The following is a 13,568-nucleotide window of genomic DNA, read 5'->3' on the forward strand; positions in this document are numbered from 1 at the left end:
TCCATTTAGCCGGATAATGCTGTACAAATATACACTAGGCTGTGCAGTAATTGCCAGCGACAAGCGGATTAAAGCTGCTTATACGCCGCCAGTCCGGCTTTGGCCCGCCGTAGGCAGAATTTCACTGTCGCAATGGCAGGCATTGCTGCGGGCGCTGCCGCCGGCCGGCTTTTTTATGCTAAACTGCCGCCCTGTTTATTTTGAACCTCTGGTGTTAGCTGTTCGCATGCATCATTTGAATGCCCTGGAAAAGCGCGCCGCCGTAGCGCTGGCGCTGGTGTTTTCAACCCGTATGCTCGGGCTCTTTATGCTATTGCCGGTGTTTGCCCTGTATGGCGAACAGCTGGCCGGTTTTTCCCCGCTGTGGATCGGGTTAGCGATTGGCGCCTATGGTTTAACTCAGGCGATGTTACAAATTCCTTTTGGTTGGCTGTCGGACAAAATTGGCCGACATAGAGTTATGCTGCTGGGCTTAGCGCTGTTTGTGCTGGGTTCGGTCGTGGCAGCGCTGGCAGAGTCCGTTTATCTGGTGACGCTGGGCCGGGTATTGCAGGGTGCCGGGGCGATTTCCGGTGCGGTATTGGCATTGGCAGCCGATCTAACGCGCGAAGAGCAGCGGCCGAAAGTGATGGCGATTATCGGCGCCACCATCGGTTTATCCTTTGCCTTGGCAATGGTACTGGGGCCATTATTGGCGAAACTGGCCGGTTTAAGTGGCGTGTTCTGGTTTACTGCGGTAATGGCGGTGGCGGCCATGTTGTTGGTTGCTTTCGTGGTGCCGAAAAGTGTCAGTAAGGCACCGGCTGCCGAAACCTTAGCTTTACCGCAAAGTTTGGCTGCGATGTTCCGGCATCGGCAATTATTACAGCTGGACTTAGGCGTATTATTGTTGCACCTGATGCTTACGGCGATGTTTGTTGCACTACCGCCGCTACTGGCGTCGCAGCAGTTCGCGGCAGAGCAGCATTGGCAGCTGTATTTACCGGTATTATTGCTGTCGTTTGTATTTATGGTGCCGATGATGCTTATTGCGATGCGCCGGCAGCAGGAAAAACGGTATTTTTTAATAAATATACTATTATTAGTTATTGCGATGTTAATCGCTTGGCAGGCAAACAGCTTCTGGTTGTTGGCGCTGGCGCTGCTGGTATTTTTTACCGGCTTTAATTTTCTGGAAGCCAGTTTACCGGCAATGGTGTCGCGGGTGGCACCCGCCGGCCAGCGTGGCAGTGCGATGGGGATTTACTCCAGCAGCCAGTTTTTCGGTGCCTTTTTAGGCGGCTTGCTGGGTGGTGCTATCGCCCAGCACTTTGGTTTTATGGCGGTGTATGGCGCCCTGGCAGTAATTGGTTTAGTATGGCTTATCATAGCCAGCACCATGCAGGTGCCCGCCCGTGCCCAGCGCTTATCGCTACCGGTTGCTGTCAGCACTGAGCAGCAAGCCGGCCAGCTGGCAGCCAGGCTCAGTAGCCTGGCCGGGGTACAGGAAGTCACTATTTTATTGGCCGATCAGCGCTGCTACCTGAAAGTCAGTTCGCAGCAGTTTGACATCGCACAGGCTCAGTCTTTGATTGCCGCTGGCAATCAGTAACAATTTTGCAGGAGAAATACGCATGGCGCGTGGAATTAACAAAGTCATTTTAATCGGTAATCTGGGCCAGGATCCGGAAGTCCGTTATATGCCGCAGGGCGGCGCCGTCGCTAACCTGAGCATTGCGACCTCTGAAAGCTGGAAAGATAAAGCTACCGGCGAAATGAAAGAGCAAACCGAATGGCACCGGGTCGTGATTTACCAGCGTCTGGCAGAAATTGCCGGCGAATATCTGCGTAAAGGCTCTAAGGTGTATATCGAGGGCAAGCTGAAAACCCGTAAGTGGCAGGATCAGCAAGGCGTAGAGCGTTACACCACCGAAATCGTTGCCAATGAGCTGCAAATGTTGGACGGTCGTGGCGAAGGCCAGGGCGGCGGCATGGGTGGTGGTATGGGCGGTGGCCAGCAAGGTTATCAGCCGCGGGCGCCACAACAAGCCGCTCCGCAGCAAGCTGCCTATCAGGGCGCACCCCAACAGAATTTCCAGCCGCAAGGCAATTATCAAAAGCCGGCACAGCCACAAGGTGGCTTCCAGCAACAGCCGCCAGCGCAGCAGCGCCCGCCGATGGAACCACCAATCGACTTTGATGACGATATCCCGTTCTAGAGTTAACCTGAGACATATTTTGTAAAGAATATCTATTAAGCCCTTATTATAAGGGCTTTTTTGTTTTTTTATACCTAAATTATATGTAAAAAATAAATTGACAAATTTTGTTTATTGTATACCTTTAATAATTGTAAAGATTGGAGGTGTAATGCGAGCTGATTTTGGAACGACAACATTTGTTATGGATAGTGGAGAAAGGTCCTGTTTAATTATAGACAGAATGACTGGTATGCCCCTCTTCTATCCTAATTTATTCCTCACTACTCAGTTTCGTAATGCTCGATCCAATTCGTTTTCATCTATCTTATCAGCCGCTAATAATTTAGTAGTTTTACTCCGTTTCCTAGACAGTCGTGGGATTGATCTTGAACAGCGCATAACTAACAAAACATTTTTTGAAGTTAATGAGCTGGATGATTTAAGAGATTTCACTCAAAGAAAGTTTTTCTCAAAAACAGTTGCTAACTCAGTTTCTTCAATGTTTTCCATGGATGAGTTGGAGGAATCAATAGGATTTGTTGAATCACCTACCCAGTATATGCGTTTAACAACTATTGCTGAATATGTATGGTGGATTTCACATCATCTACTTTCGAGACCCTCTGCAACTGAATCTAAGCAAATCGATAGAATTAGGGCTCATATTAAGTCTAGACGTCCATCTAGAAAAGGACGTAATAATGTTGAAGACCGCTCTCTTGATGACGTTCAATTGGAAGCTTTATTTGAAATTATACGTGTTGGTTCGGAGTTCAACCCATTCACACCGGAAGTTCAACGTAGAAATCGATTAGTTATTTTATTGCTCTATCACTTAGGAATCAGAGGTGGAGAACTATTAAATATTAAAATTGAGGATATAGATTTTTCTAAGCATCAATTAAAAATAGTCCGGCGTGCTGATGAAATAGATGACCCACGAATTAATGAGCCAAATGCAAAAACACTAGAGAGAATTCTTCCAATTTCAGAAACTCTTATTAAAGAGCTTCATGATTATGTTACAAAAGATCGACGTAAAGTTCCTAATGCAAATAGAAACGGTTTTCTTTTTATAACTTACAAAGCAGGACCTAGCGTGGGACAGCCTCTCTCAAAATCTGGATATAATAAGTTAATGCGTGTTGTAAAAGCTGTTTCACCACAACTGTTCTTCTTGACAGGACATAAGCTTAGACATACATGGAACCGTAAATTTTCTGAGCTTATGGATGATATGGATAATCCACCCAGCGAAGCGAAGCAGGAGCAAATCCGGTCTTATTTGATGGGTTGGAAACCCAGCTCTGGGTCTGCTACACATTATAACAAGCGCTTTAGACAAGAGCAGGCAAATAAAGCTGCTTTAGCACTTCAAAAGAGCAGTGGGACTCGTCTGCCAAAGGATTTACGTAATGATGAATAAAGAAAAGAAGCAGTTATTAGTCATTCATAATGGTTCTACAACAAGGATACCGGCCAAGGCAAAGGGTTATGACTTTGATGTTAACGACACGACTTGGGTGTTGGATAAAAATGTCTCTACTAATTTGAGTGTAATTCATAGTTTCTTATCCGGCAAAGTGTTAAAAGGATGTTTAAGTACGCTCAGTTTTTATGCATCAAATCTCTCATCACACCATACAAGAAATGTTGTTGAACGCTTTCAGCACTTTCTTCGAGAGACCGAGGCCAATGAAATAACTGATACTGTATTGATCAATTACCGCACATCTTTGACCAAGGCAACTGAATGGTATTTAGGCACTATCAGAGGTTTTTTACGGCGATGGTATCAGCTTGGCTATTTTGGTATTAGCGAAGAAATTATTACTTTGCTCGATGGTTGGACGATTAAAGGTCATCGAAAAGGCGATGCCGTTAAACGAAAACATCCAACCCTAGGACCACTAACAGATAATGAGTTGCAGGCCTTCAACGAAGGCGTCGTTAAAGCTTATGAGCTAGACCGCATTAAAACCTCAGATTTAGCCATTTCACTGGCGGCGAGTAACTCTGGGCGGCGACCAATACAGATTTCTCATTTAAGAGTTGTTGATGTTCTGTGCGGGACTAACAACAAAGGTGAACCTTTCTATGTGCTTAATTTCCCTAGAGGGAAGCATGGCGAAGGCTTCAGAGCTAAATTTAAACCTTTTGCGATCACCCATGACCTATGGTCCATTCTGTCTGCTCAAGCCAAGAGCGCGGTCACCTTAACGGAGAAAAAGTTGGGGTTTCAGTTGCAAGAACAAGATCGGCAACAAATCCCATTGTTCCCGGATTACAGGGTATTATTTCAAGTTACCTCTCCAACCGAATATCGAGCGTTACTGGCAAGTGACAAATTACATATGTCTGCAGCGGAAGTAACAGACATCCTGCAATTTGCTGCCGAGGAAGCAGGCGTTAAATCAGAGCGTACAGGAGAGGACCTATTTATAAATGCTCGCCGCTTTAGATACACAACAGGAACCAGAGCTGCCCGTGAGGGATTCGGTGAACTTGTTATTGCTGAACTCCTAGATCATTCAGATACTCAGAATGCAGGCGTATATGTGAAAAATATTCCGGAGCACGTTGAAAGGTTAGATTCCGCAGTAGGTTTTCAATTGGCACCTTATGCGCAGGCATTCGCCGGAGTCTTAGTTGATTCTGAAAAAGAGGCAAAACGTGGCGATGATCCAACAAGCAGGATTCGTACTGGAGTCGGTAAAGGTGTTGGCACATGCGGCGAGCATGGTTTTTGTGGTGCAAATGTACCTATACCTTGTTATACGTGCATGCATTTTCAGCCCTGGCTCGATGGGCCACATAAAGAAGTTTATCAAGACTTATTGGAAGAGAGAGAGCGAGTCAAAAGTATCACTGGCGATATTCAAATTGCGGCAATTTTGGATAGAAGTATAGTAGCTGTTGCGGATGTTATACTGCGCTGTGAAAAGCGAAGAGCGGATCTGAATGAAGAAAGAAGGCTTAACAATGGCTGAACTATTTCAGTTTAAACCACATTTCGAAGTTACAGCATCAGAAAATCTGAGTCTTTTTATTGGGAAATGTCGTGACGAGCTTAAAGTCTTTGGGGAAAACCTAGATTGGCAATCTTTTGTTTGGCCAAAAATAGCGGTATTTGCAAAGTTAGGGGTTACGACTCGTAAGCCAGCGTCTAATGAATGCATGGATGATACATTTACTGAATTTGCTAAGGCTTATCTTCGTTATCAGCAAGGGCATAATCCAACAGGCACCAGAAATGAGCTCAAGGCGCTTAGAGCTGTTGAAGCAGCTCTTATCCAAGTTAAAGGTAATGCTTCAATTGATAGACTATCTATTGATTGTTTGGATGAAGCAGTTGTTTTAGCTAAGCAACACTACTCTAGCGGGTCAGCATATCAATGCGGAAGAGAGATTGAGCGATTAGCCGTATTTTTATCAGATAACAATTTGATACCTTCAAACTTAAAAACATGGAAGAATCCGATTCCCAGGCCTAGCGATACAACGAAAACGGGGAAAGAGGCAAAGGCGGTAAGAGAGAAAAAATTACCAAATGAGATTGCTTTAAATGCAATAGCAGAGATTTTTGCAAGTGAGCCATCTAAACAAAGAGATATTTTTACGACTTCAGTTTTTGCTATGTTAATGGCTGCCCCGTCAAGAATCACTGAAATCCTTACTCTACCAGCTGACTGTGAAGTAACTGAAATAGATAAGAATGGGGTCGAACGCTACGGTTGGCGTTTTTTTTCGGGAAAAGGGTATGAGGGTGACATCAAGTGGATACCAACAGTTATGGTTGAGGTTGCCAAAACTGCTGTGAAGCGCGCTAAGGGCTTATCGTCTCATGCCAGAAAATTAGCTAGGTGGATTGAAACGAATCCAGATAAATTTTATCGACATGAAAATTGTCCAGATGTTTCCGATACCGAAAAACTAACTATAACGCAAGCTTGCCAAGCTCTGGGACTCTCTATTAAAGACGAAAGTACCTGTAGGTCAGGTTTAAAAAGTAAAGGATTAAAGCAAGCAAGTAACTTTCATACCTTAGATAGTCTTTGGGTTCATGTCAAAGAATGGTTACCTGAAGATTTTCCTTGGTTTGACAAAGATAAAGGTATTAAATACAGCAATGCATTGTTTGTTCTAAATATAAATCAGTTCCATGGCAACAGAGGTTGCCTTCCTTTGGAATTGTTCAAGCCGAGTAATAATTTTTTCAACAACGACATCATTACCAGAGAAAGCTTAGGAGGTGTCCATAAAAGCATTTTTGACCGTTATTCTTACTTTAATGAAGATGGATCTCGGCTGAAAATGACTTCAAAACAGGCTCGGCACTTACTCAACACAATGGCACAGCGTGGTGGCCTTTCAAATCTTGAAATAGCAAAATGGTCAGGACGCGCTGATGTGAAACAGAATCGTACATATAACCATATGACCGAATATGAGTTAGTCGCGATGGCTGAGCAGCTTGATACATCAAAAAGTCTGTTTGGTCCCATGGGTGAAGTCAGTAGCCACTTTCCAGTATCGATTCAGGAATTTAATACCTTGGAACAAGCTGCAGCTCACGTTACCGAATATGGTTACTGTGTGCATGATTACACAATGAGTCCTTGTGACAAGTACAGAGATTGTCTCAATTGTTCAGAGCAGGTTTGTATTAAAGGCGACACAGTAAAGCTTGAGCGCATTAAAGCGCAATTAGACAGAACCGAAGCGCTCTTACAAAAAGCAGAACAAGGTATTGATGAGGGAAGCTTAGGTGCTGATAGATGGTTTACCTACCATCAAAAAACAGCAACCAGATTACGAGAATTAGTCAGCATACTTGAAAATCCGGAGATTGAGAAAGGAGCACAGATTAAATTACGTGGTAATGACTTCACACAGTTACGTCGTGTTGTTGAGAAAAAGGCTGTCGAGTCAATTAGTAACGACTTATCAGACTGCGATGAAGCTTCGATTTTAGAAGATATCACAAAAATGCTTGGAGGTGGCATTGGCTAAGCATCTGAACAGACGAGATATTGCTGCAATCGTAAATTTGATTCGAGGGTGGGAAGAAGCAAAACTTACTTGGTCTGCTATTTGTGAGGAAGCCGAACCTTTGATCGGTAAGGTTCCAACAAGACAATCACTTAACGCCCATGATGCGATTACAACAGCATATCAGGCAAAGAAAGATTCTTTGAAAGGAAAAGCACCAAAAAAACCACTGCCTGCAAGCTTAAATGCAGCTGCTTCTCGTATTGCAAATCTTGAAGCAGAATTAGTAGAGGTTAAAGAGCAAAATCGTAAGCTCAAGCAGATGTTTACTATTTGGCAATACAATGCCTATAAACATGGGATGAAAGAATCTCAATTGAACATGTCGTTACCAAAAATAGATCGTGAACGTTCAGATAAAGAAAAACGATAACATATAAGGTAGGCGCGCAATTCTATTAATACGTATTAGCGGCTTGCAATATTTCTAAGAAGTATGCAGAAGAATATTGCAAAATATTACATGGACCATCATTTTTGAAATATCAGATAGGTATATTTAGATTTATTTATTCTGTCTTCTTATCTGAATTAGTCTCGACTTAATCTGACACATCTACTTGAAAAGATGAGAGTTACCAGTTTTGATATGGGTGTCGAATCCGTAATCAAAAACAAAAGGTAACTCTCATGCTGCATACTAACAATCCGATAATTAAACACAAGGCTGGGCTGCTGAATTTAGCTCAGGAGCTTAATAACGTATCAAAAGCCTGCAAGGTTATGGGCGTGTCACGTGACACGTTTTACCGCTATCAGGAGCTTGTCGCTGAAGGTGGTGTCGATGCTCTTATCGATAAAAGCCGTAGAGCACCAAACCTCAAAAACCGTGTGGATGAAACCATAGAAAAGGCGGTTATTGATTATGCTATCGAGTATCCTGCTCATGGCCAGCACCGCACCAGTAATGAGCTGCGTAAACAAGGCGTGTTTGTCTCTGGCAGCGGTGTTCGTTCTATCTGGCTACGACACGATCTGGAGAACTTTAAGAAGCGTTTGAAGGCGCTGGAAGCCAAGGTTGCCGATGAAGGTATACTCCTGACAGATGCGCAAATTACCGCCCTTGAGAAGAAAAAACACGACGATGAAGCCTGTGGTGAGATTGAGACTGCCCATCCTGGCTACCTGGGGTCACAAGATACGTTTTACGTTGGCAACCTGAAGGGTGTTGGCCGGATTTACCAGCAAACTTACGTCGATACCTACTGTAAAGTCGCGCATTGTAAGCTGTATACCACCAAGACGCCGATCACTGCAGCAGACTTACTCAACGACAAAGTACTGCCATTCTATGAGGCTCAGGGCTTGCCTGTGCTGCGCATTCTGACTGACCGGGGTACAGAATACTGCGGCAAAGTAGAACAGCACGATTATCAGCTATATCTGGCGATTAACGACATCGACCACACCAAAACCAAGGCCATGTCGCCGCAAACTAACGGGATCTGCGAACGGTTCCACAAGACGATATTGCAGGAGTTCTATCAGGTTACGTTCCGTAAAAAGCTCTATGGAGACCTAGCCGAGCTACAAAAAGATCTGGACGAATGGCTGGTTTATTACAACAATGAACGAACTCATCAAGGCAAGATGTGCAATGGCAGAACGCCAATGGATACTTTGCTGGATGGAAAGCAGGTTTGGGTGCAGAAAAATCTGACTCAAATCTAATCTGACAGACACCGTGAAAAACTGGTAACTGTCAGATCAAGTCTGAGCTAGTACATCTTATCCATAGAACTACGGAGCTGCTCCAGTAATTTTTCCTGATCAGATTCCGGCAACCCCCCAAAAATCTTCACCATCTCAGCTAGCTTATCTGATGAGCAGAAAAAATAGGCTACTGGAACATCAAGTTCTTTTGCGATTTTCTCCAAAGTCTCGAAATCAGGGACTCTGCTGCCTTGCTCATATTGGTTCATACGTGAACTAGCTGTATTACCAAAGCCAACCAAGATGCCCAGTTTGCGTTGGGAAATGTCTTTAGCGATTCGAGCCTCTTTGAGGCGTTTGGAGAATGGGTTGTTCGACACAAATAATGCATTTTTTTAGTCTCTGGATAGCGGAGATTGTGGGTTATTTTCTCCAACTATGTAATACTAACGTTTTGTGAGAGGCCTGAGAAGAAAAAACATTCCAATTAGGAAACACCCACTATAAAACCGGAGTTAGCCATGCCCAGAGAGTACAGCGTTAGTGAGGACGTGCTGAAAATCATTTCAACGTTTTTTGTCGATGGTTGCTATGTGTTCCAAGTTGTTGAAAAATTCATGGAAATGCACCCTGAGCTCACAATTAAACAAGCAAGAGTCAAAGCTGATAAATCCATGCGTTTTTTGGAAAGAAAAGGAATTTTGCAGTCAAAACACGATGAGGGTGGTACCCGTAAGTACGAACTGTTGCAAACCCAAGAGTCCGTAACGCAAACAAATTGTCAGACTTCTGAGAAGGCCATACAAAAACTGCGTGAAAAATGTAAAGCGCTTGAAGCTGAAGCTCGCGCCGCGCATCTAGAGTGGGAATATTTGATAAAGCTGAAAAAAAATCCTGAAATCAGTGTCATTAGTGATATTAGAGATATTACAGAAGTGCTGTGTAAAGAAGCCGAACAGAATACGCTGTTATTAACTGCGCAATATTCAGCATTAGAAAAAGTCCTAAAAAGGTTGAATGTATGCGCCTGAGAAAATGGCAGGCAGATTTTGTTCAGAAAACTATAAACGCTTTTAAACAAGGCCAGCGCATTTATTTTCTGTCTGCGGCACCTGGTGGTGGTAAAAGTGTAGCGTGCGCAGAGTTAGGCGCCAGAATGCACGATGAAGAAATGGTAGATCTGATTTTATGTCTGTCTCCCTCGTCTGAAGTACGCGACGGCATTTACAGAACCTGCAATCAACGTATGCCGACTCTTTTTCATAATGGCCTGGGTTCGATCGGGGAGTCAATGACCTATCAAAAACTGCTAACGCTAAAAGAAGAGTATTTAGAGCCAGCAAAGAAAAAGAAAGTTTTAGTCATCTGTGACGAAATCCACCATTGCGCCGGCGGTTTGGATGCTATCCCTAACGCATGGGGAAATAAGATTTTAAAACTTATATTTGAACTGGCTGATTATACGCTATTAATGTCAGGGACCCCCTGGAGGACAGATAATCTTCCAATAGCTCTTGCTGACTACTGTCATGCTGACGAGCTAGTTATCAACTATCAATATACTCTCGCTCAGGCTATGGCTGATGGGGTATGCCGACAACCTGTCATCACATTAATTGACAATGATGCCTGTAAAATAAACCAAAAATGTTTTAAATCTATTAATGAGGCGTTGAGCAAAACTGAGTTAATGTATCAACAGATCCTCGAAAATGAGGATGCCTTAAATTTCATTCTAAAATTGTCTGTGAACAAACTATTGTCGCTAAGGTTACTGACACCAGATGCTGGTGGTCTGGTTGTTGCGCATTCTGTTGAACATGCCAGAAAACTCAAGAAGATTTTGGAGACAGATTTTAATCAAACAGCTGTGATTGTTACCTACAAAGAAAAAAATCCACAGGCGATTATTGATAAATTCCGACATGGTTTAACGCATTGGATTGTCAGTGTTGGAATGATTGCAGAAGGAACCGACATTCCCAGACTTCAGGTTTGCTGCCATTTAACAACTGTGCGGACAGAACTCTATTTCCGTCAAATTTTGGGGCGAATTTTAAGGGTTCGTGATAGTGATGTATATTCACAGGGGTTTTTGTACACTTTTGCCGAAGCTCAGCTCAAAATGTTTGCAAATCGCATTCAAGATGAGATGCCAAACAGAGGTGTTCTTCGTTCCATCGAGCAGCAACCAAATGAATTGCAACAACATCATACCCAAACAAAAAATGCCACCAATGGAGGCAACTTGAATAATGAACCCTTGTCTTCAGGCCGATTTGTGCAAACTGACCTTATAGGTTTTGAAAACGCATTTTATTCACTGGAGTTTGCTGGAACCTTCCGTGAACAGGTCATAAAAACTTTTGCGAAACAATTGCTTGGGTAGTTCAGTAAATCAACTTACTTAAGAATGTATTTGGTCAAGATAAGGACAAGCGGACTCCTGATCGATACCCCCCAACCGGCCAAGATAATTGTCGTCAACCGGTCATCCTAATTGTCGCCGAACATAAATGAATTCAACAAAAAAATTTACCTGCAATTACCAGCTTTTCTAAACCCTGCAGCTATCGCTTCATGCTCAGTTTTAAACTCGATGGTGTTTGCAGGTGAAATTTGTTGATATCCCGGGCAGCCTGCAGGGAGATGGTAAACTCTGCTGTTTTTGTTGGCCTTAATCGGCGGGGAGCTTGGCACGCTTGGAGTTTGCTGTGTTTGCCTTGATGGCAGCTGGGTTACCACACCCTCAGCGCGGTTTTTATGCCCAAGAGACCAGGTGCGCTCACCGGTTACAAAGGGATTTGAATGCCCCATGCGTTTAGCAATGCGTTTATCTCGCTCGCGCTCCCACTCGGTAACGGGAAACTGCTTATCCCAAGCCATTAAAAGCTGCTGTTGTTGGCGAGACATGTTGAGGTCATAACGGTCGTGCATGTAAAAGTAAATCCGAGCGATTTGCCCTTTAATCGCATCGCGCGGCTCTGCGGCTCTTGCACTAAAATCGATTTTAACCGGACATTGACCATGCTGCGGCTTGGCATTAGAAAGCATGGTGAAATTGAAATTAGAGCGGTCGGCATTGACTTCGCCTATAGCTGGGGTGAGGTTGTGTAAATCGGCTTCCATGGCATTGAAGACAGGGTCTGTGTCATTGCAGTTTTTACGCCCACCATTCTGCCAGCATTGTCTGGCACGGCCAAAGTTCGAGGCGGGCACCACATGCTCCCACTCAATACGCTCAGCCCGAGTCTGCTGCGCCCGAACTTGATAGCCACAGCTCTTTAAATCAATGCGGCCACCCGAGCGGCCGACCCATTCCCAGTTACAACCACAGTAAAAATCGCCCTGTTGGTTTCGGTCATGGTAGATAAATTGCCGTGCTTCAATTTTAGCACGGTCAAATGTGGCAGGAGCGGCCAGTAGCGAGGTGGAAAAGACGAGTGCAACGAAAAGAAAAAACCGTAATAACATCAGCAGCATAATCCATTAATTAAAAGCAGGTTAATAGTACCCAATTTTATCAAGTTGGTCACCATACCAGCTTAAGTAGGATTTGTAGTTTTTAAAGGGCGTTTCAAGCGTATTGATAGTGACATTATCAAGGCTGACAATAGCCACGCTAATGCCATCCTTGGTACGTGTGACCTTGGGCAAGGTAAGCAGGCCCCTCCCTACAGCATGCCATTGCCTTAATAGTGCTCTAAACGTGTCTTCATTGATAATACGGGGCTCCATAACCGCTCCTTGTTAAATATATGATTAATGAAATGTAGCATTTATTGGTTTATTTTCAATATCGACATGCATTTCATCGCAGCTGCGCTTTTAAAACGCTCGTCATTCGTTATACTGTATAAATATACATATATTGGTGCGTGTTATGTCTGTCGAAATACTTGGAAAGGCGCAATTAAATCAGCCTATTTTTTTACCGCTTTATGGCCACCAAATCTCAGCGGGTTTTCCATCCCCTGCACAAGACTACATTGAGCAAACGCTCGATTTAAATGAGCTGTGTATTCGTCATCCTGCTGCCACCTTTCTGGTTAGAGTCAGCGGTGATTCCATGAAGGATAAAGGCATATTAGACGGTGATGTCTTAGTAGTAGACCGGTCTGAAACTGCCGTACATGGCAGTGTGATTGTGGCGTCACTAAATCGTGAGTTTACCGTCAAAGAGCTTTGCTTAAAGCCCATTAGGCAGTTACTGCCGCACAACAAGGCATACAAACCCATTTTGCTGACAGAGCATGACGAGTTTGAAGTCTTTGGTGTCGTCGTCAGTGTGGTGCGAAGAATGACACGATGAAACCTGTTTTTGCTTTAGTCGATTGCAATAACTTTTATGCCAGCTGTGAAACTCTTTTTCGCCCTGACCTAAGAGGCCGGCCGATTGTGGTGTTATCCAACAATGATGGCTGTGTGGTGGCTCGCTCTAAAGAGGCCAAAGCACTTGGTATTAAAATGGGTGTGCCCGCATTTGAGTTAAAGCCATTACTCGAACAGCAACAACTGCTCGCCTTTTCATCCAACTATGCGCTGTACGCCGATATTTCAGCCAGGGTCATGACCACGCTTGAGATGTTAGCACCGGCGGTTGAGGTCTACTCCATTGATGAAGCGTTTCTCGATTTGACTGGCGTGTCACATTGCACCGCGCTGGAGCGTTTCGGGCTTTGC

The 13,568-nt window shown here is 44.0% G+C and carries 14 protein-coding genes; 11 read left to right on the top strand and 3 right to left on the bottom strand.

Annotation, left to right across the window (positions count from 1 at the left end):
- Positions 1 to 16: 16 nt before the first annotated feature.
- From AJE_RS08155 to AJE_RS08185, 7 genes are all read left to right on the top strand, one after another.
- Positions 17 to 1,591, top strand: coding sequence for an MFS transporter (locus tag AJE_RS08155; protein ID WP_039928320.1), 1,575 nt, complete (start codon positions 17 to 19; stop codon positions 1,589 to 1,591).
- Positions 1,592 to 1,613: 22 nt separating this feature from the next.
- A complete protein-coding gene (gene ssb, locus AJE_RS08160; RefSeq protein ID WP_008606349.1) occupies positions 1,614 to 2,198 on the top strand; it encodes a single-stranded DNA-binding protein in 585 nt (194 codons plus the stop codon).
- Positions 2,199 to 2,349: 151 nt separating this feature from the next.
- Positions 2,350 to 3,606: a tyrosine-type recombinase/integrase gene (locus AJE_RS08165; RefSeq protein WP_039928303.1), complete on the top strand. Its 1,257-nt coding sequence runs from the start codon at positions 2,350 to 2,352 to the stop codon at positions 3,604 to 3,606.
- A complete protein-coding gene (locus AJE_RS08170) occupies positions 3,596 to 5,170 on the top strand; it encodes a site-specific integrase (protein WP_008950451.1) in 1,575 nt (524 codons plus the stop codon). The genes AJE_RS08165 and AJE_RS08170 overlap by 11 nt, the downstream gene beginning before the upstream one ends.
- Complete coding sequence (locus tag AJE_RS08175) at positions 5,142 to 7,193, top strand: integrase (protein ID WP_202799378.1); 2,052 nt, start codon at positions 5,142 to 5,144, stop codon at positions 7,191 to 7,193. Before AJE_RS08170 ends, AJE_RS08175 begins: the two co-directional genes overlap by 29 nt.
- The gene (locus AJE_RS08180) at positions 7,180 to 7,605 is read left to right on the top strand and encodes a hypothetical protein (RefSeq protein ID WP_237709328.1); all 426 of its coding nucleotides are present in this window, start codon (positions 7,180 to 7,182) and stop codon (positions 7,603 to 7,605) included. The genes AJE_RS08175 and AJE_RS08180 overlap by 14 nt, the downstream gene beginning before the upstream one ends.
- Positions 7,606 to 7,862: 257 nt before the next feature.
- A complete protein-coding gene (locus tag AJE_RS08185) occupies positions 7,863 to 8,903 on the top strand; it encodes an IS481 family transposase (RefSeq protein ID WP_008950454.1) in 1,041 nt (346 codons plus the stop codon).
- A gap of 47 nt (positions 8,904 to 8,950) precedes the next feature.
- Here the strand turns inward: AJE_RS08185 and AJE_RS08190 are convergent, their stop codons facing one another.
- Entirely contained in the window at positions 8,951 to 9,265 is a 315-nt protein-coding gene (locus tag AJE_RS08190) for a helix-turn-helix domain-containing protein (protein WP_039928305.1), read from the bottom strand.
- Positions 9,266 to 9,406: 141 nt separating this feature from the next.
- On the opposite strand from AJE_RS08190, the gene AJE_RS08195 reads away from it, so the two are divergent.
- Positions 9,407 to 9,916 carry a hypothetical protein gene (locus tag AJE_RS08195; protein WP_008950456.1) on the top strand — a complete coding sequence of 170 codons (510 nt, stop codon included), beginning with the start codon at positions 9,407 to 9,409 and terminating at the stop codon, positions 9,914 to 9,916.
- Complete coding sequence (locus AJE_RS08200; protein ID WP_008950457.1) at positions 9,907 to 11,274, top strand: DEAD/DEAH box helicase; 1,368 nt, start codon at positions 9,907 to 9,909, stop codon at positions 11,272 to 11,274. Before AJE_RS08195 ends, AJE_RS08200 begins: the two co-directional genes overlap by 10 nt.
- A gap of 146 nt (positions 11,275 to 11,420) precedes the next feature.
- On the opposite strand, the gene AJE_RS08205 is transcribed toward AJE_RS08200, so the two are convergent.
- Entirely contained in the window at positions 11,421 to 12,359 is a 939-nt protein-coding gene (locus tag AJE_RS08205) for an endonuclease (RefSeq protein WP_039928322.1), read from the bottom strand.
- 30 nt (positions 12,360 to 12,389) lie between these two features.
- Positions 12,390 to 12,623 carry a hypothetical protein gene (locus tag AJE_RS08210; RefSeq protein ID WP_008950459.1) on the bottom strand — a complete coding sequence of 78 codons (234 nt, stop codon included), beginning with the start codon at positions 12,621 to 12,623 and terminating at the stop codon, positions 12,390 to 12,392.
- 145 nt (positions 12,624 to 12,768) lie between these two features.
- On the opposite strand from AJE_RS08210, the gene umuD reads away from it, so the two are divergent.
- Both umuD and AJE_RS08220 read left to right on the top strand, forming a co-directional pair.
- Complete coding sequence (umuD, locus tag AJE_RS08215) at positions 12,769 to 13,197, top strand: translesion error-prone DNA polymerase V autoproteolytic subunit (protein ID WP_008950460.1); 429 nt, start codon at positions 12,769 to 12,771, stop codon at positions 13,195 to 13,197.
- The coding region (locus AJE_RS08220; RefSeq protein WP_008950461.1) for a Y-family DNA polymerase at positions 13,194 to 13,568 on the top strand (375 nt) is incomplete at its 3' end. The genes umuD and AJE_RS08220, both read left to right, overlap by 4 nt.

This window comes from Alishewanella jeotgali KCTC 22429, from assembly GCF_000245735.1.
GTDB classification, from domain to species: Bacteria; Pseudomonadota; Gammaproteobacteria; order Enterobacterales; family Alteromonadaceae; genus Alishewanella; species Alishewanella jeotgali.